Origin of the sequence: Silvania hatchlandensis (genome assembly GCF_025564065.1) — a bacterium.
GTDB lineage: Bacteria > Pseudomonadota > Gammaproteobacteria > Enterobacterales > Enterobacteriaceae > Enterobacter > Enterobacter hatchlandensis.
Genome location: NZ_JAMGZK010000052.1, coordinates 90,098 through 115,097, shown reverse-complemented (window position 1 = coordinate 115,097; position 25,000 = coordinate 90,098). Strand labels below are relative to the sequence as shown.

The 25,000-nt window shown below is 56.4% G+C and carries 25 protein-coding genes; 10 read left to right on the top strand and 15 right to left on the bottom strand.

What is annotated here, in order from left to right; genetic code table 11:
• Positions 1-46 precede the first annotated feature (46 nt).
• The gene (locus tag M8014_RS16275; RefSeq protein ID WP_271267834.1) at positions 47-388 is read right to left on the bottom strand and encodes a RamA family antibiotic efflux transcriptional regulator; all 342 of its coding nucleotides are present in this window, start codon (positions 386-388) and stop codon (positions 47-49) included.
• Positions 389-420: 32 nt separating this feature from the next.
• The gene (locus M8014_RS16270; protein WP_271283435.1) at positions 421-1,524 is read right to left on the bottom strand and encodes an MBL fold metallo-hydrolase; all 1,104 of its coding nucleotides are present in this window, start codon (positions 1,522-1,524) and stop codon (positions 421-423) included.
• Positions 1,525-1,714: 190 nt separating this feature from the next.
• Between M8014_RS16270 and M8014_RS16265 the strand changes: the two genes are divergently transcribed.
• Genes M8014_RS16265 through nfsB form a run of 3 tightly spaced genes read left to right on the top strand, consistent with a single transcriptional unit; the run spans position 1,715 to position 3,377 of the window.
• Positions 1,715-2,305 carry a TetR family transcriptional regulator gene (locus tag M8014_RS16265; protein ID WP_271283434.1) on the top strand — a complete coding sequence of 197 codons (591 nt, stop codon included), beginning with the start codon at positions 1,715-1,717 and terminating at the stop codon, positions 2,303-2,305.
• Positions 2,295-2,666 (top strand): MmcQ/YjbR family DNA-binding protein, encoded by a 372-nt coding sequence (locus M8014_RS16260; RefSeq protein ID WP_271283433.1) that lies wholly within the window; start codon positions 2,295-2,297, stop codon positions 2,664-2,666. Before M8014_RS16265 ends, M8014_RS16260 begins: the two co-directional genes overlap by 11 nt.
• Before the next feature lie 57 nt (positions 2,667-2,723).
• Entirely contained in the window at positions 2,724-3,377 is a 654-nt protein-coding gene (gene nfsB / locus M8014_RS16255) for an oxygen-insensitive NAD(P)H nitroreductase (RefSeq protein ID WP_271283432.1), read from the top strand.
• 27 nt (positions 3,378-3,404) lie between these two features.
• Here the strand turns inward: nfsB and M8014_RS16250 are convergent, their stop codons facing one another.
• The 3 genes from M8014_RS16250 to M8014_RS16240 form a co-directional block, all read right to left on the bottom strand.
• A complete protein-coding gene (locus tag M8014_RS16250; RefSeq protein ID WP_271283431.1) occupies positions 3,405-4,007 on the bottom strand; it encodes a hypothetical protein in 603 nt (200 codons plus the stop codon).
• A 154-nt stretch (positions 4,008-4,161) separates the two neighbouring features.
• Positions 4,162-5,196, bottom strand: coding sequence for a DUF2157 domain-containing protein (locus M8014_RS16245; protein ID WP_271283430.1), 1,035 nt, complete (start codon positions 5,194-5,196; stop codon positions 4,162-4,164).
• Positions 5,193-6,062, bottom strand: coding sequence for a helix-turn-helix transcriptional regulator (locus tag M8014_RS16240; protein WP_271283429.1), 870 nt, complete (start codon positions 6,060-6,062; stop codon positions 5,193-5,195). Before M8014_RS16240 ends, M8014_RS16245 begins: the two co-directional genes overlap by 4 nt.
• Before the next feature lie 107 nt (positions 6,063-6,169).
• Between M8014_RS16240 and M8014_RS16235 the strand changes: the two genes are divergently transcribed.
• Positions 6,170-7,606: an MFS transporter gene (locus M8014_RS16235; RefSeq protein WP_271283428.1), complete on the top strand. Its 1,437-nt coding sequence runs from the start codon at positions 6,170-6,172 to the stop codon at positions 7,604-7,606.
• A gap of 68 nt (positions 7,607-7,674) precedes the next feature.
• Entirely contained in the window at positions 7,675-8,919 is a 1,245-nt protein-coding gene (locus tag M8014_RS16230; RefSeq protein WP_271283427.1) for a mechanosensitive ion channel family protein, read from the top strand.
• Position 8,920: 1 nt separating this feature from the next.
• On the opposite strand, the gene M8014_RS16225 is transcribed toward M8014_RS16230, so the two are convergent.
• The 4 genes from M8014_RS16225 to M8014_RS16210 all read right to left on the bottom strand — a co-directional run bounded on the left by M8014_RS16225 (position 8,921) and on the right by M8014_RS16210 (position 13,390).
• Positions 8,921-9,901, bottom strand: coding sequence for a LacI family DNA-binding transcriptional regulator (locus M8014_RS16225; RefSeq protein WP_271283426.1), 981 nt, complete (start codon positions 9,899-9,901; stop codon positions 8,921-8,923).
• Between the two features lie 75 nt (positions 9,902-9,976).
• Positions 9,977-11,119 (bottom strand): Gfo/Idh/MocA family protein, encoded by a 1,143-nt coding sequence (locus tag M8014_RS16220; protein WP_271283425.1) that lies wholly within the window; start codon positions 11,117-11,119, stop codon positions 9,977-9,979.
• Positions 11,112-12,137, bottom strand: a complete 1,026-nt coding sequence (locus tag M8014_RS16215; protein ID WP_271283424.1) for a sugar phosphate isomerase/epimerase family protein — start codon at positions 12,135-12,137, stop codon at positions 11,112-11,114. Before M8014_RS16215 ends, M8014_RS16220 begins: the two co-directional genes overlap by 8 nt.
• A 14-nt stretch (positions 12,138-12,151) precedes the next feature.
• Complete coding sequence (locus M8014_RS16210; RefSeq protein ID WP_271283423.1) at positions 12,152-13,390, bottom strand: MFS transporter; 1,239 nt, start codon at positions 13,388-13,390, stop codon at positions 12,152-12,154.
• A gap of 244 nt (positions 13,391-13,634) precedes the next feature.
• On the opposite strand from M8014_RS16210, the gene M8014_RS16205 reads away from it, so the two are divergent.
• The gene (locus M8014_RS16205; protein ID WP_271283422.1) at positions 13,635-13,997 is read left to right on the top strand and encodes a type II toxin-antitoxin system RelE/ParE family toxin; all 363 of its coding nucleotides are present in this window, start codon (positions 13,635-13,637) and stop codon (positions 13,995-13,997) included.
• Positions 13,985-14,284, top strand: coding sequence for a helix-turn-helix domain-containing protein (locus tag M8014_RS16200; protein ID WP_271283421.1), 300 nt, complete (start codon positions 13,985-13,987; stop codon positions 14,282-14,284). The genes M8014_RS16205 and M8014_RS16200 overlap by 13 nt, the downstream gene beginning before the upstream one ends.
• Before the next feature lie 54 nt (positions 14,285-14,338).
• Here M8014_RS16200 and pheP read toward each other — a convergent pair whose 3' ends face one another.
• From pheP to M8014_RS16175, 5 genes are all read right to left on the bottom strand, one after another.
• A complete protein-coding gene (pheP, locus tag M8014_RS16195) occupies positions 14,339-15,727 on the bottom strand; it encodes a phenylalanine transporter (RefSeq protein WP_271283420.1) in 1,389 nt (462 codons plus the stop codon).
• A gap of 119 nt (positions 15,728-15,846) precedes the next feature.
• A complete protein-coding gene (locus M8014_RS16190) occupies positions 15,847-18,033 on the bottom strand; it encodes a TonB-dependent receptor (RefSeq protein ID WP_271283419.1) in 2,187 nt (728 codons plus the stop codon).
• A 67-nt stretch (positions 18,034-18,100) separates the two neighbouring features.
• Positions 18,101-19,186 (bottom strand): YncE family protein, encoded by a 1,086-nt coding sequence (locus M8014_RS16185; RefSeq protein WP_271283418.1) that lies wholly within the window; start codon positions 19,184-19,186, stop codon positions 18,101-18,103.
• A gap of 284 nt (positions 19,187-19,470) precedes the next feature.
• Positions 19,471-19,938, bottom strand: coding sequence for a hypothetical protein (locus M8014_RS16180; protein WP_271283417.1), 468 nt, complete (start codon positions 19,936-19,938; stop codon positions 19,471-19,473).
• Positions 19,922-20,719 carry a winged helix-turn-helix domain-containing protein gene (locus M8014_RS16175; RefSeq protein ID WP_271283416.1) on the bottom strand — a complete coding sequence of 266 codons (798 nt, stop codon included), beginning with the start codon at positions 20,717-20,719 and terminating at the stop codon, positions 19,922-19,924. The genes M8014_RS16180 and M8014_RS16175 overlap by 17 nt, the downstream gene beginning before the upstream one ends.
• Before the next feature lie 551 nt (positions 20,720-21,270).
• Here M8014_RS16175 and M8014_RS16170 point away from each other — a divergent pair.
• The 3 genes from M8014_RS16170 to M8014_RS16160 all read left to right on the top strand — a co-directional run bounded on the left by M8014_RS16170 (position 21,271) and on the right by M8014_RS16160 (position 24,627).
• Entirely contained in the window at positions 21,271-21,711 is a 441-nt protein-coding gene (locus M8014_RS16170; RefSeq protein WP_271283415.1) for a winged helix-turn-helix domain-containing protein, read from the top strand.
• 139 nt (positions 21,712-21,850) lie between these two features.
• Positions 21,851-23,767 carry a methyl-accepting chemotaxis protein gene (locus M8014_RS16165; protein ID WP_271283414.1) on the top strand — a complete coding sequence of 639 codons (1,917 nt, stop codon included), beginning with the start codon at positions 21,851-21,853 and terminating at the stop codon, positions 23,765-23,767.
• Between the two features lie 20 nt (positions 23,768-23,787).
• The gene (locus M8014_RS16160; RefSeq protein ID WP_271283413.1) at positions 23,788-24,627 is read left to right on the top strand and encodes an EAL domain-containing protein; all 840 of its coding nucleotides are present in this window, start codon (positions 23,788-23,790) and stop codon (positions 24,625-24,627) included.
• Between the two features lie 34 nt (positions 24,628-24,661).
• Here M8014_RS16160 and yahO read toward each other — a convergent pair whose 3' ends face one another.
• Positions 24,662-24,937: a DUF1471 family periplasmic protein YahO gene (yahO, locus tag M8014_RS16155; protein ID WP_271283412.1), complete on the bottom strand. Its 276-nt coding sequence runs from the start codon at positions 24,935-24,937 to the stop codon at positions 24,662-24,664.
• Positions 24,938-25,000 lie beyond the last annotated feature (63 nt).

The window sequence follows — 25,000 nt, the reverse complement described above, 5'->3', positions numbered from 1 at the left end:
TTTCGGCATAAATGCCGGGTCCTTACCCGGCTTGGGTTTGATGCGCTCAGTGCGCCCGGCTGTGGTTATCCTTGCGATACGCGCCGGGCGGCTGGTTAAAGGTGCGGGTAAAGATGCGGGTAAAGGTCTGCTGGGAATCAAAGCCGTAGCGCAGGCAGATGTCGTACACCTTTTCATCTGACTCACGCAGATCCCGCGCCGCCAGCAGCAGCTTGCGCTCGCGAATGTAGCGCCCCAGGCTCTCGCCCTTGTATTGCATAAATAACCGCTGCAGGTGCCATTTGGAGTAGCCCGCATGCCGGGCGATCTCGTCGATCCGCAGCGGCTGATGGAGATTGTCGTCGATCCACTCGACGATGGTGTCGATAACCTGAGCGGAAATTGTCATATCGCTCTCCCCCTCTGCTCTTCGATTTAACATTATTCCCACCATGTGCGAAATTGCTGCGTTGCATCATCTACCCGAATCGGCTCGCCGGGCTCAGGCGTCAGCAACCGATAGTTTTTATCTTTGCTCGCCAGCGTCAGCTGAATCAGCGGATCGTTCCAGGTGTGTTTGGCCAGCACAAAGCGGCCGGAGTGACCGGGTACCACGGACTGCGCATTGAGATCCACCGCCGCCTGCGCCGTTTCGGCGGGCAGCATATGGATGTACTTCCAGTCCATGTCGTACTGTCCGTTCTCCATGATCGCCAGATCAACCTGACCGAACTGCTCGCCAATGGCGCTAAAGTGCGGGCCGTAGCCAGAATCGCCGCTGTAGAACACTTTTTTCTGTGGGGTAACAAACATAAAGCTGCCCCACAGGGTCTGGTTGCGTTTCAGTCCACGACCGGAAAAATGGCGCGCGGGCAGCACGTGTACGGTTAAGGCGTCGCTGATGCGCACCGACTGATCCCAGTCGCGCTCCTCAATGAGGGTCGGATCCATTCCCCAGTAGCGCAGGTGCGATCCCACCCCGAGCGGCGTGACGACGCGCTTCACTTTTGGCATTAACGCCTTGATGGTGGCGTAATCGAGGTGATCGTAGTGGTCGTGAGAGATAATCAGCAGATCGATATCGGGCATCGTCTCTGCGCGCCACGGATACTCCCCGGCAAAGGCTTTATTCAGGAATGAGAATGGCGCGGCATAGTTGCTGAAGACCGGATCGATCAGGATGCGTTTGCCTGCCAGCTGCAGATACCACGACGAGTGCCCCAGCCAGACCAGCGTCTCCTGCTCCAGCGGCAGGCTGGCGAGATCGGTCTTCACCAGCGGCAACGGCGCGGCAGGCCGGGCATTCTGGGTTTTGGTCATCAAAAAGCCCCACCACGCCGCCAGCAGACTCTTGCTGCCGGTGTATTCCGGCGTCGGCAACGCGTTATGGAATTGACCGTCGCGATATTGTGGCGAGGTCTCAATCTCACTCAACTGCACACCCTGTGGCGGCTGGCCGAATCCGGGATTCAGGACAAAGGGTAAACTCGCCGCTGACGCTATAATCATCACTACCACCATGCAAACAATGAAACGCTTTTTCATATCCCGACCCAAATTCGCGCCCCATCCGATGGCCTGCGCGGGCAAAAACTTGCTTATGAGTGAGTAAGCACTCATTATAGGAGGGATGTGAAAGTCGTCAAGAAGCTTTTAATTCTTTGACATTCCGCGTTGCAGGTGCGCAAACGGCATGATTCAATCAAGGTTTTTGAACATTACTGGAGGAAATGCAGTGGCTCGTCCGAAGAGTGAAGATAAAAAACTGGCGTTGCTGGACGCGGCAACCGCCGCCTTTGCCCACTCGGGCATTGCGGCTTCTACCGCGTTAATTGCCCGCAGCGCAGGTGTCGCTGAAGGCACCCTGTTTCGCTATTTTGCCACCAAAGACGATCTGCTTAATGCCCTCTATCTGCACCTGAAACAGGATCTGTGCCAGACCATGCTGGCGAATATGGATCGCGCCCTCACCCAACCGAAAGAACATACCCGCAATATCTGGAACAGCTACGTTGACTGGGGGATCCGCAATCCCGTCGCCCACGGTGCCATTCGCCAGCTCGGGGTAAGTGAGAAGATCAACGCCGAAACCGAACAGGCGGTGCATGAGATGTTCCCGGAGCTGCATGAGCTCTGCCGTCGCCAGATCCGCCCGGTGTTTATGTCCGAAGAATTCCGCCTGTTTGGCGACGCCCTGTTCTTGTCGCTGGCCGAGACCACAATGTCTTTTGCCACCCGCGAGCCGGCGCGCGCCGACGAGTTTAAAGCGCTGGGGTTTGAAGCCATGTGGCGCGCCCTCGCCGACGAGGATGGCAATGGACAGTAAATCCTTGCTGGCCTGCGCCCAACGCGTGGCGCTGGAGCTGCCCTTTACCGAGCACTGCTGGCCGTTTGGCCCGGAGTACGATGTGTTCAAAGTCGGCGGCAAAATTTTTATGCTGATGGGCGTGGCGCACGGTCGCCCGCACGTCAGCCTGAAATCCGATCCGCAAAAATCGCTGCTTAACCAGCAGATTTACCGCAGCATTGAGCCGGGCTACCACCTGAATAAAAAACACTGGATCTCAGTCTACGCCGGAGACGACATCAGCCCGGGGCTGATTGCCGACCTGGTGAACGATTCCTGGAATCAGGTGGTGGATAAACTGCCTAAACGCACCCAGAAGCAGATGCGCCCCGGCGGGTAAGCACGTCTACTTTTTCCTTTTGCGCCCTACCGGGCGAACTTAACCCCAGGAGTAGTTATGGATATCATTTCGGTTGCCTTAAAACGTCACTCCACTAAGGCCTTTGATCCAACAAAAAAACTGACCGCCGAGCAGGCCGAAAAAATCAAAACCCTGCTGCAGTTCAGCCCGTCCAGCACCAACTCACAGCCGTGGCACTTTATCGTTGCCAGCACCGAAGCAGGCAAAGCGCGGGTCGCCAAATCAGCGGCGGGTGGATTTGTGTTTAACGAACGCAAAATGCTGGATGCGTCCCACGTGGTGGTGTTCTGCGCTAAAACTGCAATGGACGACGCCTGGCTGGAACGCGTGGTGGATCAGGAAGAGGCCGACGGCCGTTTTGCTACCCCGGAAGCGAAAGCCGCGAACCACAAAGGCCGCACTTTTTTTGCCGACATGCACCGTGTTGCTCTGCAAGACGATCATCACTGGATGGCAAAACAGGTGTACCTCAACGTCGGTAACTTCCTGCTGGGCGTAGGCGCGCTGGGTCTGGACGCGGTGCCGATCGAAGGCTTTGACGCCGCGGTGCTGGACGCCGAGTTCGGCCTGACCGAACAGGGCTTCACCAGCGTAGTGGTGGTGCCGGTTGGCCATCACAGCGTGGAAGATTTTAACGCCGCACTGCCAAAATCCCGCCTGCCGTTAAGTACGGTTGTCACTGAGTGCTAATTAAAACGGGCCGCTGCATGCGGCCCGTTACGTTTTACTGATAACCAATCTTCTATGTGAATGAACTTCACGATCGTTTCCCCAGGCAAACGCGATCCAGCGCGCTTCCAGTTCATCATATGAATTCACCGGCGTTAAATGCCACTCTTCCCCTACCGTGCCGTCAGCCACGCTTATCTTATAATTCATGCTGAAGGCCCAGTCGATCATACGCAGCCAAAAACGCTGTCCGTCGCCGGTTTGTTCACTGTCAGAGACGACGATATCGTATTCGCTCAGCACCCATTGAAAGAATAATTGTGGTAAGCCGCTAATGACGCGCTGATGAACCGCACGCGGCGTACGCCAGACCATGACCTGTGTAGCAGCCCCGCGGGGAAAGGTAATTTCGTTGTGAAACTTAAGCTTCACGGCATACGCCGTGTAAGGCTTACCGCCATCAGTGGTTACGAGACGGTATTCATCGCTATAACGCGATTTCAGAAGGCGATAACCCACAGGCAGCAAAAAACCCGGCAAATGAAAATCCACCGTGCCCCGCGTCAGAAAAGCGTCGGTATGCTCGATATTTCGGGAGATAAGCCCGAGTTTTTGGCTGAAATCTGCGGAATCAATCATCAGTGGCGACATGGGTGGTTTCTCATCGCGTAAGTATAGTCCACTTTACTACTCATCTAAATGACGTAGATTCAGCAGGTTGGTTTAAATTAAACCTCACCTTACGCGTTTTGAAAGCCCTTAACAGAATGGACTCCGGATCCCGGAAGCCCCCTCGCAAAAAAATTTACTTCGCTGGATTTCCCGCATGCCAGATCCGCTCCGCATAGCGTCCTATCACCGCCAGCGATACCGCCAGCAGCAGGAAGAACAGCACCTTGTGCATGCCGTCCCAGAAGTATTCGAAGTAGCGGGTATACAGGTTGATGCCGAGAAACGTCAGGCCAAAACCGCGCAGCATGCCGTCGTCGGTTTTCAGGCTGATGTAAATACAGATTACCGCCGCCACGGCAAACAGCAGCGCCCACGGCAGTAAGGCCGCGCGGGTGGTGCCGTACCAGCTATCGATATCGTAATTGCCGAAAATCGACATGATCCACAGGGCGATAAACAGGTACATGAGCCCCGTCGCTTTACTGGTGGTGTAGAGATGCCGACGGTGCAGAATGCTTCGCAATCCCCAGCACAGCGCCAGCAGCGCACCGCCGAAGAAGATAAAGCGCACCGGGTAGTTCATCCCCAACCAGTAGGCGCCCCAGCCGGACATGTAGCCCGTTTCGGCACCCAGCCAGCTGCCGAGCGACAGCAGGAAGAACAGCCATACCAGCCCGGAACGGCCAAAGTAGCCCACCAGCCCGTACACCGCACAGCCCGCCAGGAACAGCGGCGCGATATGGCCGCTGCCGTTATCCAGTCGCTCCCCCAGCTGCCACAGGGCAATAGCGGTAAACAGCACCCCGAGAAACAAAATGGCTTCGGTGCTGTAGTGCCACTGGCTTTCTTGTCGCTGGCGGCGAAATCCCCACAGGTAAAACCCGACGGCCAGCAGCGCAGGCAGCCCGATACGGGCGAAGGATGAGAAGGAAATGAGATCGATAATCCACGTCATCAGCTCGCTGTCGGCGAACAGACTGCCCAGCGCAATCATGGCGCAGGCCAGTGCCGTCCAGAAGGCGTAGCGGCTCAGGCGCTGCCAGTCGAGGACGACGCGCTTAAGCGTGCCGGTGAGCCGTTGCGCATCGGCGGCGCTCAGCGCCCCCTCCTGCTCCCATTCGTCGAGTGCGCGACGGATCGTGCGTTCCTGTTTGCGGGTAACCTTCATTTTGCCTGCTCCTCCAGCCATGTCAGCGCTTTTTCTCCGGCGTCATCCACCGGCAGATAGACCAGCAGGCGCGAACCGTTGCGCGGGGCGGAATACCAGTACATCTGCTGGAGCTGAAAATCACCGAGCTGCGGATGCGAGAACAGCTTGAGCTGATTTTCCACGCCGCGCACGTCGTTACGCTGGTGCCATAGCGCTTCGAACTCAGGCGAAACGGCAAAGAAACGCGCCAGTTTAGCTTCCCACGCCGGGTCACCCCGGTGTTCGGCCATCGCCGCGCGAAAATAAGAGACAAAAATTGCGAGTACGTCATCGCGTTTGCCGAGCCGGGCTCGCCACGCCGGATGGGTGAGGAAGAGGTAAATGCAGTTGCGATCTTCCGGCGGGATGTCATTGAAGTCGACCCCCATCAGATGGCCGAAGCTGTCGTTCCACGCCACGATGTCGAAGTTCGGTTTCTGGATGCTGGCGGGTTTCGGCATCAGGGTATCCAGCAGACGCCGCGTGCCCTCGCTGATGCCTTCACAGCAGGCCGCCTGCGGTGCTTCGCCCGGCGGTAACCCGGCCAGCACAAACAGGTGGCGGGCTTCGGTCGGCGAACACTGCAGCGCTTTTGCCACCGCCGTCATTACCACGCTGGACGGGTTCACGTCCCGGCCCTGCTCCAGCCAGGTGTACCAGGTCACACCCACGTCAGCCAGCATCGCCACCTCTTCCCGGCGCAGGCCAGGGGTGCGGCGGCGTCCGCTGCGCGGCAGGCCCAGGCGCTGCGGGTCGAGACTCTCCCGACGGGCGCGCAAAAACGCCCCCAGCTGCCGGCGATTCTCTTCCTGTAACGACAGGGCGGGTTCAATAATCTGCGACATAAGCCCTCCAGCAGGGTAGTGCCAATACCAGTATAAGCAGGAACTGGTACCCGTTTATAAGATAGACGATGCTACGGCTCTTAGCTGAATGACGCAATGGAGTTACCATGAATTCGTCTGCTGTTTCACCGGGTCGCGCCGGACTGATGTTGCTGTTAACCGGCCAGATGCTGCCGCTGATTGATACCTCAATAACCAACGTGGCGCTGGAATCTATCACGCAATCTTTGCATGCCACCGCCACGGAACTCGAGCTAATTGTCGCCCTGTACGGCGTGGCGTTTGCCGTCTGCCTGGCGCTCGGCAGCAAGCTCGGGGATAACCTCGGCCGTCGGCGGCTTTTTATGTGGGGCGTGGCGAGTTTTGGCCTGGCCTCGCTGCTGTGCGGGATGGCTGGCAATATTGAGCAACTGCTGGCGGCGCGCATCGTTCAGGGCGCGGGTGCAGCGCTGATTATGCCGCAGATCCTCGCCACCCTGCACGTGACGCTCAAAGGCTCTGCTCACGCCAAAGCCATCAGCCTGTTTGGCGGTATCGGCGGGATCGCCTTTATCGTCGGACAGATGGGCGGCGGCTGGCTGGTGTCGGCGGATATCGCCGGGCTCGGCTGGCGCAACGCCTTCTTTATTAACGTCCCCATCTGTCTGCTGGTGCTGGCGTTGAGTCCTCGCTACGTGCCGGAAACCCGCCGGGAGCTCCCGTCGCGCATTGACTGGCAGGGCACTGCGTGGCTTGCAGCGATCCTGTGCTGCCTGCTGTTCCCGATGGCGCTTGGCCCGCAGTGGCACTGGTCGTGGCCGCTGAAAGCGATGCTTCTCGCCATTCTTCCGCTGGCCTTGCTGATGGCCGCCAATGCGCGCAAGAAAGAGCGTGAGAACGCCCACCCGCTGATCCCGCCGCGCTTAATGCAGCTCAGCAGCATCCGCTTTGGGGTGTTGATTGCGGTGCTGTTTTTCAGCGTGTGGTCCGGGTTTATGTTCTGCATGGCGCTGACCATGCAGACCGGTCTCGGCATGGCCCCGTGGCAGTCCGGCAACAGCTTTATCGCCCTCGGGGTGACCTACTTTATCTCGGCGTGGTTCGCCCCGCGTCTGATTGCCCGCTACAGCACCAGTAACATTTTGCTGATGGGCCTGGCAATCCAGATAACCGGCCTGCTGGCGCTGATTGTCACCTTCCGCGTCTGGGGCAACGCTAACACCGCCCTGACGCTGGCCCCGGCCACCGGGCTTGTGGGCTACGGTCAGGCGCTGATCGTGAACAGTTTTTACCGCATCGGGATGCGCGACATTCAGCCCGACGACGCCGGTGCCGCCAGCGCGATTCTGAGCACCCTCCAGCAGGCGGCGCTTGGCCTTGGTCCGGCCATTTTTGGGGCCATTTTGCTGCATGCGCTGCAAAACCATCACGGGGATTATGCCCAGGCAATCTCGCTGTTCCTGGTGGTGGAAACGGTGATGATGGTCGTGCTGGCGCTCGCCACGCTGCGCATGCGCCATCGTCTCTGTCTGTCGGTGGTGAAGCCCTGCCACGCGGCAAAGTAAGCTCTTGCGAATTTGCATAATAGATCCGCAGCCGCCATTATGGCGGCTGCATCAATACAGGAGACGTTATGCAGGAATTAATTGCCCAGTTAGAAGAGTCAGGCCTTGAAATTAATCACACCACCTCGCTTGTGATTATCTTTGGTATTATTTTTCTTACCGCCATCGTTATTCATTTTATTCTGCACAAAATGGTGCTGCGCGCTTTTGAAAAACGCGCCCGGGCCAGCAGCCATTTGTGGCTGCAAATCATTACCCAGAATAAGTTATTTCACCGTCTGGCCTTTACCCTGCAGGGAATTATTGTCAACGTTCAGGCGGTATTGTGGCTGCAAAAAGGCAGCGACGCCGCGCAAATCCTCACCACCTGCGCCAGGCTGTGGGTGATGGTTTACGCCCTGCTGGCGTTCTTCTCGCTGCTGGACGTGATTTTCAATCTGTCGCAAAAAATGGCCACCGCCTCGCAGCTGCCGCTGAAGGGCATTTTCCAGGGCATTAAGCTGGTGAGCGCCATTCTGGCGGGGATTCTGATTATCTCCCTGCTGATTGGTCAGTCCCCCGCTATTCTGATTAGCGGCCTGGGGGCAATGGCCGCGGTGCTGATGCTGGTGTTTAAAGACCCGATCCTTGGTCTGGTGGCCGGGATCCAGCTCTCGGCCAACGATATGCTCAAGCTCGGCGACTGGCTGGAGATGCCCAAATACGGTGCCAACGGTACGGTGACGGATATCGGCCTGACCACCGTCAAGGTGCGTAACTTTGATAACACCATCACCACCATTCCCACCTGGGCGCTGGTGTCAGACGCCTTTATCAACTGGAGCGGAATGTCAGCCTCCGGCGGGCGGCGCATTAAGCGCAGCCTGAACATTGACACCACCAGCATTCATTTTCTTGATGCCAATGAGCAGCAGCAGTTGATTCAGGCCCGGCTGTTAAAACCCTATATGGCCGCGCGGCATGAAGAAATTACCCTGTGGAATCAGCAGAATAGTGAAGGTGGATCGGCACTGAATCTGCGCAAAATGACCAATATTGGCACCTTCCGCGCCTACCTGAATGAATATCTGCGCAACCATCCGCGGATCCGCAACGATATGACCTTAATGGTGCGCCAGCTTGCGCCGGACGCCAACGGTTTACCGATTGAAATATATGCCTTTACCAATACGGTTATCTGGGCGGAATATGAAGGTATTCAGGCCGATATCTTCGACCATATTTTCGCTGTGATCGATGAATTTGGTCTGCGTATCCACCAGACGCCAACCGGGAACGATATTCGCTCCCTGGCTGGCGTGCTGGCGAAATAAGTCAGGAGCTGGCGCGTTCGATATAGCGCCAGTTCATCATCACCCGTTCGGTGGGCGCATCGGGGTTATCGATTTTATTCAGCAGCAGATCCACTGCCTTGCGTCCAATATCCCGCGACGGCTGTTCAATGGTGCTGAGCGGCGGCGAAACCAGCCCGGCCAGTTCAGTGCCATCGAATCCCACGACGGCGATATCCTCCGGCACCCGCAAACCCGCTTGTTCAATGGCACGCAGGGCTCCGGCTGCCAGCATATCGGACACGGCAAATACCGCATCCGGGCACGGCTCGGCGGCCAGCAGTCTGGTCATTGCCGCCATCCCGGCTGCGGCGCTCAGATCGCTGGCGTACTCCACCGCCTGCCAGGCAAAATCCCGCTGATGTAACACGCTTTTATAGCCGTCTTCGCGCAGGCGGGAGTACTTGTAGCTCAGGTCATGATTGATTAGCGCAATGCGCTGGCGGCCCGCGTCGGCAAGGCGACTGACCACATGCCGGGAAGCGTCGACATCGTTGATACCGACGCAGGATACTGCCCCGGCGTCGGCGTATTCGGCGCACTGCACCCAGGGTGCATCGCCTATCAGCGCCGCCAGTTCGTTCAGGCGGGAGAAGGCATCCATGGTGATAATGCCGTCAACCATTTTGCCGGACAGCAGGCTCAGGCCGGAGCGGGAGCGTTCGATGTCCGAGCTGGAGTTGCACAGCAGGATACGGTAGCCGTTTTTCTCCGCCTGCTCCTCAATGCCTTTCACCACTTCGGCGCAGAACGGGTTGGCAATATTGGACACCATCACCAGAATCATGGAGCTGCGCGCCGTGCGCAGCTGACGGGCCAGCAGGTTGGGCTGGTAGTTGGCCTCTTTGATGGCCTGCAAGACACGATCGCGGTTTTTGGCTTTAACGGTATCGCTGTTATTCAACACCCGCGATACCGTCGCCACCGAGACGCCCGCAAGCCGGGCGATTTTCTGAATTGACATAGCGACGAAAAATCCTGCAATGAGCGTTCCGTGCAGGCTACCATAAATTCGCTGCCCGGCGAACCGGGCAACGGGTTAACGTTCGACGCTCACCCAGCCCTGCTGCCGATGGCTTTTCACTATTGCATCAATGATATACATCACATCTGCTCCGTCATGAAAGGTGGCAAACACCGGTTTCTCAGGCATAAAACCTGCCTGCACTGCGCGATAAAACTGCGCCATCATATTTTTGAAGGCATCGGGCCAGCCCTCGATATGCCCACCCGGGAAGTGGGCGCTATTGGCGACGTCGCGGTTCATCAGGCTCGGATCGTCGGTCAGCGTCTGATTCGGCTGGGCACGATGCCCGACCCACAGCTGCTGGGGCACTTCCTGATCCCAGGCCACGGAGGCTTCGCTGCCGTTGACCTCCAGGCTCAGGCGGTTTTTACGCCCGGCGCTGACCTGCGAGACGTTAAAGCTGCCTTTGCTGCCATCGTCAAAGCGGAACAGTACCGAGCCAAAGTCCTCGGTGCTGACGGGCTTGTCTTCGTACACCGCCTCCTGCGCCTCGCTGAAGGTCTGGTTCCCGGCGACGTTGGACTTGCGGGTTGGCCAGACGATAGAGAGATCGGCCATCACCGCGGTAATGCGTCGCCCGGTGATAAACTGGATGGTATCGCACCAGTGGGAACCGATGTCCGCCACTGCACGCGACGCCCCGCCGAGCGCCGCATCAACCCGCCAGTTATAGTCGGTTTCCAGCAGCATCCAGTCCTGCAGATAGCTGCCGTGGGCGGCGAACAAGCGTCCGAGATCACCCGCTTCCAGCATGCTGGCCGCCTGGCGCACCATCGCAAACTGACGATAGACAAAACTGACCCCGTGGATCACCCCCGCCTGTTCCGCCAGCGCCACCAGCTCGCGCGCCTCTTCCGGGGTCATGCACAGCGGTTTTTCCGAGAACACGTGCTTCCCGGCGCGCAGGATCTGACGATTAATCTGGGCATGCAGATGGTTCGGAGTGCAGTTGTGCACCACGTGCAGATCCGGGTGCGCCAGCAGCGCCTCAACGCTGCCGTACGCGTGGGGAATGTTTAATTCTTTGGCTTTCTCTTCCGCCAGCGCCTGCGAGCCGTCACACAGGGCGACGACCTGCACGAAACCGAGGCGGCGCAGGGCTTCGATATGCGCCGGGCCGATAAAACCGCTGCCGATAATGCCGACGTTAATCATGACGTTCTCCTGCTGCAAAATCATCAAACGCCCGGGCGGATACCGGGATAATGTGGCGGGAGATAAATTCGCGTCCTTCGCGCGCCCCGGTGTCGCCATCCTTCATGCAGCACTCCCACTCCAGCACCGCCCAGCCGTCATAGTCGTACTGGGTGAGCTTGCTGAAAATGCCCTTGAAATCCACCTGCCCGTCGCCCGGCGAGCGGAAACGTCCGGCGCGGTTGATCCAGCTCTGATACCCGCCGTACACGCCGCTGCGCCCGTTAGGGCGGTATTCCGCATCTTTGACGTGAAACGCCTTGATGCGGGTATGGTAGTGGTCGATAAACGCCAGGTAATCCATCTGCTGGAGCAGCAGATGGCTGGGATCAAACAGAATGTTGCAGCGGGGATGGTTATCCACTAACGCCAGAAAACGCTCAAAGGTCACGCCATCGTGCAGGTCTTCACCCGGGTGCAGTTCAAAGCAGACGTTAACACCCTGCTCGTCGAAGAGGTCCAGAATGGGCCGCCAGCGACGGGCCAGCTCGCCAAAGGCGGCTTCAAAACGCGCCTCGTTGTGCGGCGGCCAGGGATACATAAACGGCCAGGCCAGCGAACCGGAGAAGGTCGCATGGGCGGTTAACCCCAGCCGGGCCGATGCCACGGCCGCCTTTTTAATGATATCGGTCGCCCACGCCTGACGGGCGGCGGGATTACCGCGCACCGCCGGTGGAGCGAAGTTATCAAAGGCCTCATCGTAGGCGGGGTGCACAGCAACAAGCTGCCCTTCCAGATGGGTCGACAACTCGCTGATGACCAGCCCGTGCGCCGCCAGCGTACCGCGAATTTCGTCGCAGTAGGCCTGGCTTTCTGCCGCCCGCTCTACGTCAAAAATCGCTTTATGGTTGCAGGGAATTTGCAGGGCTTTGTAGCCCTTTTCCGCTGCCCAGCCTGCCAGTCCATCGAGGGTATTAAATGGCGCGTCCCCCCCGATAAACTGCGACAGAAAAATCCCCGGACCTTTAATTGTCCTCATACCACCTCCAGATATTACGCCTTGTCGTCTTCATATTTGAACGAGACAAGGAAAACGAGTGCAATCACGGCAGCAGCAACCGCCGGGATCCACCAGAAAGTGACCCATGCTTCAGGCACGGGCTGGCCGGCCACCAGACGGTTGTACAGCGCGCCGGAAATTTGTGAGCCCAGCAGCATGCCGATGCCGTAGGTGAACATCACGATCATGCTCTGCGCCTGGCCTTTCACCTTGTCGCCCGCCACGCGGTCGGTGTAGATAAAGCCCACCACAAAGAAGAAGTCGTAGCAGACGCCGTGCAGCAGGATGCCGAGATACAGCAGCACGCGGCCCTCTTCACTCACGCCCATGGCAAACATGGCGTAACGAACAAACCACGCCAGCATGCCGATCAGCAGCATGTACTTCACGCCCAGACGGCGGAACAGCAGCGGGATCACCAGCATGAAGAATATTTCAGACATCTGGCCGAACGACATGGCGGTACTGACATCAGCGATACCGGCATCCGCCAGGTATGACGCGGTGTAAGCGTAGTAGGTGCCCAACGGGACCGAGATCAGCATTGCGCACAGGCAGAAAATGAAGAAGTGACGGGTTTTCAACAGGGCAAAGGCGTCGGCGCACAACAGATCGCGCATTTTCACCGGCAGGCCTTTGGCCGGAGCGGGTGTATGCGGCAGCGTCAGGCTGTAGAGTGCCAGAATAACGGAGCTGGCCGCCGCCACCTGGAAGATGGTGACGCTGGAGGCCACGCCAGTGACACCGATAAAGATCCCAGCCACAATCCAGCCGATGGTGCCGAACACGCGCACCACCGGGAAGGTCTTGTCGACGTTCGCCAGGCTGTGGAAAGCGATGCTGTTGGTCAGCGCCAGAGTTGGCATATAGCAAAGCGTGTAGCCAAACAGCAGGCCAATCAGCAGGGCACCGTTTTCAGCAATCAACGCGCCCGGGACAAACCACAGGATTGCCGCGCCTGCCAGATGCATCACCGCCATCACCTTTTGCGAGGCAAAGAAGCGGTCGACCAGCATCCCAAGGACAAACGGTGACAAAATCGAGGCAATTGGCCCCGCCGAGAACGCATCGCCAATCAGCAGCGACATGTTGTGCTGGGTCATCACCAGCCCAAGCGTGACTGACCAGCTACCCCAAATAAAGAATTGCAGGAACATCATTAAAGAGAGGCGCGGAACCAGCAGCCGATGCTGCCCCATCACCTTTCCACTACTTTCAGTTGTTGACACCATGTTGATCCCCACCCTTAAAAAGTAATCGATTACAAACTGCATCAAACAGAAAGTAATCGATTACAAAATAAAGATCCTGCACGTTGATGGAGATCTGGGAAGGCGATCACGATAAAGATCAAATTCGGTGCGAAAGGGGCGGCTTCGTATGAGTCGACCTACAGCAAATTGTTGATGTACTCACTTGTAGCTATAGCCTTTTGGCTATATTATTTTATAGCCAAAAGGCTATAAGGACATCACTATGTGGGAAGTCGAAACAACGGATACGTTTGACGAATGGTTTAACCACCAGACACAAGACCTGAAGGAAGATGTACTGGCAGTCATGCACATTCTTTCAGAATACGGACCACAGCCTGGACGCCCCTGGGTCGACACGGTCAATGCGTCACATTATGCGAACATGAAGGAGCTACGTATTCAGCACGCAGGCGATCCCATTCGCGCTTTTTTTGCATTCGATCCGGCCCGTAAAGCCATTATTTTATGCGCTGGCAACAAAACAGGAAAAGTCGAAAAACGTTTCTACAAACAAATGATCAGCATAGCTGACGCTGAGTTCAGCAAATATCTGGCAAGTAAGGAGGCCACATGGCTACGTTAAAAGAACTGATGGCCCAGCAGAGTGAAGAGAGTAAAGAAAGAATTGCCGCGAAAGTGGAAGAGCTGCGCATTATCGTCGCCCTTAACCAACTGCGTGAAGAGCTCAACATATCCCAAACTCAGCTTGCCGCCGCAATGGGGGTAAAACAGCCGACCGTTGCAAAGATTGAACAGCCGGACAATGATCCGCGCCTTTCAACGCTTAAACGTTATGTAAAAGCCCTGGGAGGCGAAGTGAGCATTGACGTCATCCTGCCAACCGGGAAGCGCGTTGCATTTCATTTTTGATTAATGAGCAGCATTGCTGCCCGGTGGTGCCAGCGCCACCGGGCGAAAGCCGCACTACTTCTTACGTGACAGTTTAAACGCCGCAAACAGGAACACAATCCACACCGGCAGCAGGATTGCCGAGGTACGCATCCCGTCCATGGTGCACATCAGCACCAGGATCATCGCCAGGAAGGCGATACAGAGATAGTTCCCCGCCGGATAGAGCAGCGCTTTGAACTGCGTCTCACGCCCTTTGCGTCGCATTGCCGCGCGAAAACGCAGGTGCGCCAGGCAGATCATAATCCAGTTCAGCAGCAACGTTGCCACCACCAGCGCCATCAGCAGGCCAAAGGCCTCGTGCGGCAGCAGGTAGTTAACCAGCACCACCAGCGAAGTGATCCCCCCGGAAAGCAGCAGCGAATTCACCGGCACGCCGCGACGGCTGACGCGGGTTAAGAACTTCGGTGCGTTGCCCTGCACGGACAGACCAAACAGCATTCGGCTATTGGAATACACGCCGCTGTTGTACACCGACAGGGACGCCACCAGAATCACGAAATTGAGTGCAGAAGCCACCAGGTTGCTGTTCATGTCGTGGAAAATCATCACAAACGGACTGCTGTCCGATTTCACTTCCACCCAGGGATAGAGCGCCAGCAGAACCACCAGCGAGCCAATGTAAAACAGCAGAATGCGGTACACCACCTGGTTAACCGCTTTCGGGATGCTTTTATGCGGATCCTGCGCTTCGGCGGCGGTAATGCCAATCAGCTCCAGCCCGCCGAACGAGAACATGATCACCGCCAGCGACAGCACCAGCCCTTTCCAGCCGGTGGCCAGGAATCCGCCGTGCTGCCACAGGTTGTCGATGCTGGCGCGCTCGCCGCCGTGGCCGGAGAACAGCAGCCACAGGCCAAAGCCAATCATGCCGATAATCGCCAGCACTTTGATCAGCGCAAACCAGAACTCAGTCTCGCCGTACAGGCGCACGTTCACCAGATTGACGGCGTTAATGATGATGAAGAATACCGCCGCCCAGATCCAGGTCGGCACGTCCGGCAGCCAGTACTGCATGTAGATACCGGCAGCGGTCAGCTCCGCCATCCCCACCAGCACGAACATCACCCAGTAGTTCCAGCCGGAGAGGAAGCCGGCGAACGGTCCCCAGTATTTATAGGCAAAATGGGCGAAGGAGCCTGATACCGGCTCTTCAACCACCATCTCACCCAACTGGCGCATGATTAGAAACGCAATAACGCCCGCAATGGCATAGCCCAGCAGCACCGCAGGCCCTGCCATCTGAATGGCAGGGCCGATGCCGAGGAACAGCCCGGTGCCGATAGCGCCCCCGAGGGCGATAAGTTGAATATGTCGGTTTTGTAAACCACGATGCAGCGTCGGAATCTGTTCCGACGAGGCTTCAGCAACACCGTTGTCTGAAGCGGATGACGCGTTTTTCACGTCTGACCCCTGTCTCTTTCTATGGAAGGGGCACCTTTTAACACTTCAGCCAGGTGGTAGCAAGTAAAGGCGCGGGTATGAAGGTGGGGCATCCTTGCCCCGGATAACGAGGGTGGAACTCAGAACTCGTAGCCGACGGAAACCTTAACGGTACGCGGCTCACCCTGGAACAGGTAAGTGCCGCTGTCGTCTACGCTTGACCAGTAGTTCTCGTCGGTAACGTTCTCGATACCGGCGCGGACGGTCATCTGGTTCTGGTTATTGTTGACCGCGAAGCGGTAACGCATGCCCAGATCCAGAGTGGTGTAGCTGTCGAGCTTTTTGCTGTTTGCCAGGTCCGCATACTGGGAACCGGAGTGGTTGACGCGGGCGGTGGCGGTCAGACCGTCAACAGGCTTGATGTCGTATTCTGCGCCCAGTACGGCGTAGAAGTTCGGCACGCCAATCGCATCGTTGCCCTGGTTGATCCCGTCTTTGGTTTTGGTCAGCTCCGCCTGCAGCCAGGTGGCGCTGGCGTTCAGACGCAGGCCCAGCATCGGCTCGCCGAAGACGTTCAGCTCAACGCCGCGGTTACGCTGTTCAGCATCCAGACCATAGTGTTTGTTGCTGTCGAGGATCGGCGTCGGCATTTTAATTTCAAACAGCGCCAGCGAGCCGCCAACGCGACCAAAGTCGGCCTTCAGGCCCACTTCATTCTGCTTAGAGTGGACAATCCCGGTGCTCTGCCCGTAGTTGGTGGCGGTGTTGGGCGCGGTTTTACCCGGCTGCAGCGCTTCGGTGTGGTTCGCGTACAGGGACAGCTGCTCCCACGGCTTGTAGACCACGCCGTAGGTTGGCATCCAGCGGTCGCCGTCGAAGCTGTCGCCCGCGTTTTCCAGGCCGGTGACTTTGTTATAGCCGCGGATCACCACTTTCTGATGACGGGCACCGGCGGTGAACAGCAGACTGTCGTCCAGCACGCCCAGGGTGTCGCTCAACAGCCAGCCCTGGGTGCGGGTCCGGCCGCTGGTCAGCGGATCGCTGTAGTTACCACCTGCGCCGTTGGAATTGGTGCTTGGCGGCGCATTGACGCCGGTGTTGTGGTAGATGTTGGTCACCGGGTTATTCGCCGCCGCTGACATCTTCCACGCGATTTTCTCGTTTTTGGTCATCGCCGAGTAGCCGACGTTAACCTTGTGCGAAACAAATCCGGTATCAAAGTTGCCGCGAATGCCCGCCATGCCGCTCACGCTGTCGCTGATGCGGTTGGTATCCAGACGGGTGGCGGTGGCTTTACCGCTGGCGTCCACCAGCTTCGCTCCGCTGTACAGCCCCTCTTCATGGGCGTGCTGCGCACCCAGACCGGTATACGCGGTCCAGCTGTCGGTGATGTCGTACTCGCTGCGCCACATCCCGAATTCGTTTTCGATATTGCTGTAAGCCCATTTCTGGGAGTAGTTGCGATCGTTTTTCGGCGGCTCTGGCACGAAGTTGACGCCGGAAACGTTAACCCCGGTCTCTGAACCGTGGAAGGTTTTCTTCTGATACCCCAGGTCCACGGAGGTGCGGAAGTCTTCGCCCGCGTAATCGAGGCCGGTCGAGAGCAGCGTGGTGCGGCGGCGATCGTTTTCGACCGGCGCTTCGCCTTCACGGTGAACCAGGTTAACGCGCGCGCCAAACTGGTCGCTGTCGCCAAAGCGACGACCGGCATCCAGGGTGGTGCCAATCTGCGATTCAGAGGTGTAATCGACCCCGACCTTCGCCTGCGGGGTCGCGCCCGCGTGTTTCGGCTCAAGGTTGATCATCCCGCCCACGCCGGAGCTGGCCGCGCCGTTCATCAGGGAGTTGGCACCTTTAAAGATCTCAATGCGATCCACCATCTGGGCGTCAACCACCTGGCGCGGCAGTACGCCGGAGAGGCCGCCAAAGGTCATGTCGTCGCCATCAAACTTCAGGCCGCGAATACGGAAGCTTTCGGCGCTGTTGCCGTAGCCCTGCACGGACTGCACGCCCGCATCATTCGCCACCACGTCGGCGATGGTGCGCGCCTGCTGATCTTCCACCAGTTTGGAGGTGTAGCTGATGATATTAAACGGCACATCCATCGCATTTTGCTGACCGAGCATCCCCATGCGTCCGCCGTTTGCCACCTGCCCGTCAAGGAAGGCCGGCACCAGCTGGTCGCCGCCGGGTTTGAACTCCGTGGCGGCAGCGGACTGCACCACGATGGTGTCTTCTTTTTTGCTCTCCGCCGCCATCGCGGAAGAGGTAATGGCACCGATGGCGAGCGCCAGCAGCGTTTTGTTCATTATTCTGGTGTGGTTCATAATTAACTCGTTCAAAATCAGCGCAAAATGGCCCGTTGCCGGGCCTTAATTTTTATAGGTAATAAAATTATTTCAGGGCGATACGCACTACGCTGTCCGGCCCGTTAGTCGAGTGATCTTTGTTGAATGCCTGCTTGACGGTGACGTACAGAGTCTGACCGTCCGCCGACAGCAGCAGGCTGTTCGGGTTCGGCGGCAGATCCCAGCTCTGCTTCACGGCAAAGGTTGTGGCATCAAGGCTCAGTACTTTTCCGCTTTCGCGTTGGGTGATGTACAGCTCGTTACGCGCCGGGTTGAATTTCACCCCCATCGAGTCGCCGACATCCAGCTGCTTAATCACCTCACCGGTACGGATATCCAGCACCAGGGTGGTTTTCGCTTTGGAGTTGTCGGTCACGAACAGGCGGCCGGTGGCTTTGTCTTCTGCCAGGTTCAGCAGCAGGGCCGGTTTGTCGCCGAGCGGCTTCCAGCGTTTTTCGATGCGGTTGCGCACGGGATCCAGCACCAGAATTTCGCCGCCGCCGTTGGCGACGTAAATGCGCTGGGTTTGCTCAGACCACATCAGGCCGGTGACCCACTGTCCGGCGTTTTTGATGGTCTTTTTCAGCTTCAGCGTTTTCGCATCCACTACCCAAACCACCGCCGGGTCGCCTACGCCACCGATGTACAGCACGTCGTTATGCAGCAGCACCTGACGCGCGCCGTACGGGTAGCCTTCTTTGTTGCGTTCGGTAAACAGCAGGCGCTGTTTCACTTTGCCGTCGGCGGTGCTGATGGCGCTGATCCCGCCGTCCAGCGAGTTGGTGGCATAGACGGTGCTGCCGTCCGGGGAGATGGCGAGGGCAAAGTTTTTCAGATCCGTATGGCTGCGGCCCAAGGTTTTCAGCGTTTTCGGGTCGAGCTTGTAGACCACCCCGCCCTGCACGTCCTTAAAGCCTTCAGCGCTGGCGACGTACAGCGCATCGCCTTTCGGGCTCAGCACCATCTCATACAGGCCATCAGCGAGATCGCGCTTCACAACGTTGGTTTGTACAGGGGCCGTTGCCGGTTTCGGCGCGTCGGCGGCAGGCGTGGTTGTCGCGGTGTGCTGAGCCGCGCAGCCGCTCAGGGAGACGGCGACGAGCAGCGCCAGGGCAGACAATTTTTTGGTCATCAGGAACATCCTTTACCGTACAAATCGAATTTGAGGAGGACGCCTGCGCCGCTTATGCGTTGCGATTAGGATTGTGATATGAGGCCGTCAGGCCATTAGCGTCCACCGTTAACACTCTGTGTTCCATGTGAGATCGACGCTCACTTAACGTGCGGGAAATATCCTTACATGCCCGCAAACACTAAAGAGAATGAGAACTATACTCATTATCTATCTGTGATCAAGTGTAAATATGCGCAACAAGGTAAAAAAAGCCAAGTAAAGCAGTCCCCTGCCGCGCCTTATTACCCTTTAGTGCAATAGAAGACCGGGGAATTCTTGTAGATAAAATAATAGCTGGCGGAATTGGCCGGGACGATCTGCAGCCTTATTCCACGCTCCCGGTGCCGGAAGAAATCCGGAATAGATAATCTGAAGGGTAAGGTTACTTTCGGTAATTCATTGGTTTCGCTGGAGACCATAATCATTCGACCCTCTTCACGCCAGTAATCAAAGGTCACATTATTACTGAGCGAAATCGGCGGCTGATTCTCTTTACTATATTCACCGGTGGTCTGATAAATACCGCTGCCATCGTTGAAAGAAAAATTCATCAGCACATCGACAACAGCATGATTTTCTACAATGGTGATGTGCGACTCGCAGCTAAAATTATCGCGCTGATAATGAATATATCCCGCTGCCAGCAGTGGGGCGGCAATCGCCAGAATAATCAGTCCCCAGCGGAGAGTTACGTTATTCATTTTCATCATACGGCTGCCTGTAAAAAATAGACTGACAGCGGGCGGCGCTGTTTACCGGTATCCTATCGCAAATAATGACCGATATCCCCTGCTGCGAATGATTCAGCGTCAGATACGCAACATCCCCGCTTTTACAGGGTAGCGGAAAGCGCTGCGACAGCGCGGCCAATATGCTGTGACTTTTCTCTTTATCATGCCAGGAAGAATAGACCTCGCAACCCGCACTCTTCCCGATCGGTTGATAGCGGGCGAATACCGACTCGCCCTGTCTAAGGGTAAGAATCAGCACGCTGCACGAGAGTAAAAATAAGCCTCCGGCCAGCCAGTATGCTATTCGGGAGGTCCAGACTCGCGACGCCGCTGGGGTGGCGACGTGTTTCGGTTCTTCGGTAGATATGTCGGGTAAAACCGGTAAAGGAACTGTTTTATTCCGTTCCATTAGCTCGTCTACCGTGCCGGTACGCAGCTGCGCGATGGATTTAAACCCCGCTTTAGGAACGGTGATAATAACGTTGTCCGCCAGCCCGGCTGTTTTCAGCGCTTTGCGGATTGAGGCGATAGTCTGATACAGCGCGTTAGTGGTCACTACGGCGCCCTGTTTCTCCCATACCGTGGCAAAGAGATAGCGCTGGGTCAGCAGTTGGTCATTGTGTTCAAGGAGTTGAAGCAGGCACTCACTCACCGGGCCATGCATGATCACTGCGCGTTCAGGGTAATGGGTCCGCGAGCAAACTCGTCGCGCATCGGGTTCAAAAAGCACCGTCTCGTTAATCAAAAAAGCATTTTTCATGTTGTGACCACAGGCTGCATTTCAAAGGGATACGGTTAATCAAATTTCTGATTCATTTTTTTTAGATTAGTTATCAAAAATATAGCCGTCATCTCCCGCCAATGCAAAGCGCGGCCAGAGGGTAACGAAGCGCGTCTGATTCAGTATAAATCATATAACTTCACTCCTCTTTTCACCCGCCAGAACACATTGTGTATTCAGTTGAAGAGGGGATGGCGGGTCAGCACCGCATCTTCCTCTCGTCATCAGCGTGAAATACTGATTCGGCGCGTAAATTCGCCATTTCATCTTGATGCATGGACTCATTACCTTAATTCAATACAAAAACACACCATAACAATTAATGGTAGCTTTTTATTCTGTAAATATGAATTACATAAACGAAAACACGATATATGAGGGTTTACTTACCCGTTTCTTATAGTGCACAGGGGTGTGTATTGGAAAGCATTCATAGCAGCCATATAATCCACCACATAAATGGTGTGGGTAAATTTGTAGTATCACTGTTGAGTGGTTATCCGATTTAACATCATGCAGGAATAAATGAGATGGGTTATCGACTCTATGGCTTTATGATTGGCGACGAAATTCATTTTGATATTTCTAATCGCCGATTGTACCGACTCACGGGTAGCCACACCGACAAAAGCATGGCATTTGCGTCGATCTATTTTAATGAAACGATGCTCAGGCTATTTCTTTATCTGTTGGAGCATGGCCGCCGAAAGGTTATCGCCAAAGAAGAGCTGTTCGAAAAGATCTGGGAGGAACATAATTTATCGCCCTCCACCCAGCGTTTATGGCAAGTACTGCATAACCTGAATAAAAAACTGTGCCTGCTCGGTTTGCCGGATAATTTTATCCGTAACATTAAAGGCCGCGGTTATATGATTAATTATAACAACGTGACTCCCGTTTATTACAGATTGAGTGAACTCCCTACTCTCCCTGATAAAATAGAGGAGAAATCAGATAGTCTGAGTGAGTGATGTCAACTCAGGCATTTGCCCTGAGCACGCTGTGCAAAGGGCTTTTTTTTACATCGTATGATCCACAATTTCTGCCCGCTTAATGATTGATAAATAGCAAAAACCTTTTCTTCGATTTGCATCGATACTGGAAGAGTACATGAATATAATAAATCACTTTGTAAATTTAAAAGTCAGCCGGAAATTATTTTTCGGTTTTTCCGTCGTCTTACTGGTAACACTTGCCATTCTGGCATCGGGTTTACTGGCGCTGAATAACATTCAGGATAAAGTGGAAAAAAATGGCTTAACCACCAATCTGTTTAACGCCCTTTCGTCAGTACGTCTGGGGCGTGCAAATTTCCAGTACACCCTGGATCAACAGTACCTTGATCAAACCAACGCCGCTACGGCGCAGATGCAGGCGACGATTGCCTCACTTAATACCTTTAGCTGGTCGCCAGAGGGCAAATCGGCGCTGGACAACACCGCCAATGCCGTTAAGAGCTACATTGTTACGATGACGCCATTTACCAAAGCCCTGTCGGAAAAAAAACAGAGTGAGCAGAGCCTCTCTTCTCAGGTGTTATGTGATAACGCCGAGCTGATTATCAGACTGAGCCGGGATCCGTCGTTATCCGGATCACAGTCGCTGCTGGCCGCGCAGGTGGCCTTTATCATGAGCGACATTGATTCCCAGATGGCGCTCTATAAACAGCACCCGACGCCAGAGTTGCAAAAAGCGGTTCAGACCCGTCTGGAGACCGGTAAAATCGATGCCGTTCAGCTGTTGCCGATGCTGCCCGAAACCCAGCAGCCCATGCTGCAGGCGAGCATCGACAATATGCAACGCATCGGGCCGGAGCTGGAAAATTACCGCACTGTCTGGATAACCCAGTCGGCCCTGTCCGACGCCTTAACCGAAAAAGCGGTCGGCCTGACTCAGGCCATCCAGAGCCTGTTTGACCTGCAGCAGAAAAAGGTGGCGGATACCGTCGACAGCATTCAGATCCAGATGGGCATTGTCGCTGCTATCGGCATCATGCTGGGCGTGCTGCTGGCGCTGGGGATCACCCTGTCGATTACCCGTCCGCTGAGTGAAACCTTACGGGTGGCCGGGCTGATTGCCAAAGGCGATCTCACCAGTACCCTCACCAGCACCCGCCGGGACGAGCCGGGCCTGCTGATGCAGGCGGTCGCCACGATGAATGAGAACCTGAAAAGCATCATTTATGACGTGCGTGAAGGGGTGGAAAGCGTGGCGCGCTCGGCATCCGAAATTGCCGCCGGGAATATGGATCTCTCCTCACGTACCGAGCAGCAATCCGCCGCCGTGGTCGAAACCGCCGCCAGCATGGAGCAGCTCACGTCCACCGTGGCGCTGAATGCCGAAAACGCCAACCACGCGCGCCTGCTGGCGCAGGAGGCGTCGACCCATGCCAGCGAGGGCAGCGCGATCTCGCAGAAGGTGATCGACACCATGAAGAACGTGCGTAACAGCTCGCACCGCATCTCTGAGATCACCACCGTCATTAACAGCATCGCCTTCCAGACCAATATTCTGGCGCTGAATGCCGCCGTTGAAGCGGCCCGCGCGGGCGATCAGGGCAAAGGCTTCGCGGTGGTGGCCGCAGAAGTCCGCACCCTTGCCCAGCGCAGCGCCCAGTCGGCAAAAGAGATCGAAAACCTGATCCAGGAATCGGTGGAGCACGTGGACAGCGGCTTCACCCTGGTCAGCGGCGCCGGGGAGGCGATGTCGCGCATCGAGACCTCCGTGGCGCAGGTGCGCGACATCATGAGCGAGATTGCCGCCGCCACCGACGAGCAGAGTCGGGGAATTTCACAGATTGCCCAGGCGATGACCGAGATGGACACCACCACCCAGCAAAACGCCGCCCTGGTGGAAGAGTCTTCCGCCGCCGCCAGTTCGCTGGAGGATCAGGCCGTTCAGCTGGAACAGGTGGTGGCGATTTTCCAGGTGCCGGACGCAGCGCCTCGCGCCCCTGTCCGGGCCCCGGCCACGGCACGCATGAAAAAGGCCCCTGCTCACTCACCAGCCGACTGGGTCAAATTTTGATTTCCACAGAGGGTAGCGGGATGAAACGGGCACATAAAAGCGTCAACGCGGTGCTGGCGGGGCTCAACGCCGGGTTAGCGCGCTGTTTTTCCCGGCGCCTGCGTTCACCGGTCAACACGCTGCGCATGGCGATTGTCCAGCGGCAGATTGCGCCTTTTTACCAGCCGTTTATGGATGCCCGCAGCGGGCAGATTGCCGGGATAGAGGTGCTGGCCCGCTGGCGTCACCCGCTGTACGGCTATGTCTCGCCGGATGTTTTTATTCCGCTGGCGGAACAACACCATCTGATTGTGCCCCTGACCCACCTGCTAATGGAGCAGGTGGTGGCGGATCTGCAGCATCAGATCCACCGTTTCCCGCTCGGGACCTATATCTGTATCAACATCAGCGCCCAGAACTGCCTCGATCCGGGCTTTGAATGCGATTCCCGCGACATGGTGCGCAAGCTTAACGCCAACCAGAGCCATGTGGTGGTAGAGATCACCGAGCGGCACCCGCTGCACTTTACCCCGCAGCTCAGTGAATGGTTTGCCGCCCTGCGCCGGGCCAATATCTCGCTGGCGCTGGATGACTTTGGCACCGGCTATTCCAATCTGGCCTATATTTCTGCCCTCAACCCGGAATTCATTAAGATTGATAAGCTGTTTGTCAGCCAGATTGGGGTCAGTGACGATACGCGACTGGTGGATAGCCTGATTGATCTGGCGAAAAACATGCACCTGAAGATCATTGCCGAAGGGGTGGAAACCAAGGCGCAGGCCGACCATCTGCGCAACAAACACATCGATTATCTGCAGGGGTACTATTTCAGCAAGCCGTTATCGGCCAGTGAGTTGATTCATCAGGTTGCTGCGGGGTGAATAAGTGCCACCCCGTACAGGGGTGGCATCAGCATTATTTCTTCTTGTAGATATCCGCCGTGCCGTGGATTTTGTTTTCGGTATGGCCGGACGTCAGCACCAGCACGTCAGCGCCTTTCTTGTCGGCTTTTTCAATCAGCTCTTTCTTCGCATCGGATGGCGACACTTTATTCGAGGTCGACACCGTACCGATTTTTTCATACTGCGTTTCGACTTTTTTAAAGTCCTCACGCGTGATCAGCTCAGCAGCAAAGACGTTGGAGGTAAACAGCACAGCAGTTCCCAGCAAAATGGCGATCGACTTTTTCATAACCTGATTCCTTGTTGTGAATATGCGCTACGGCTCCCCCACTCGGGTGAGTAAGGTCTAATC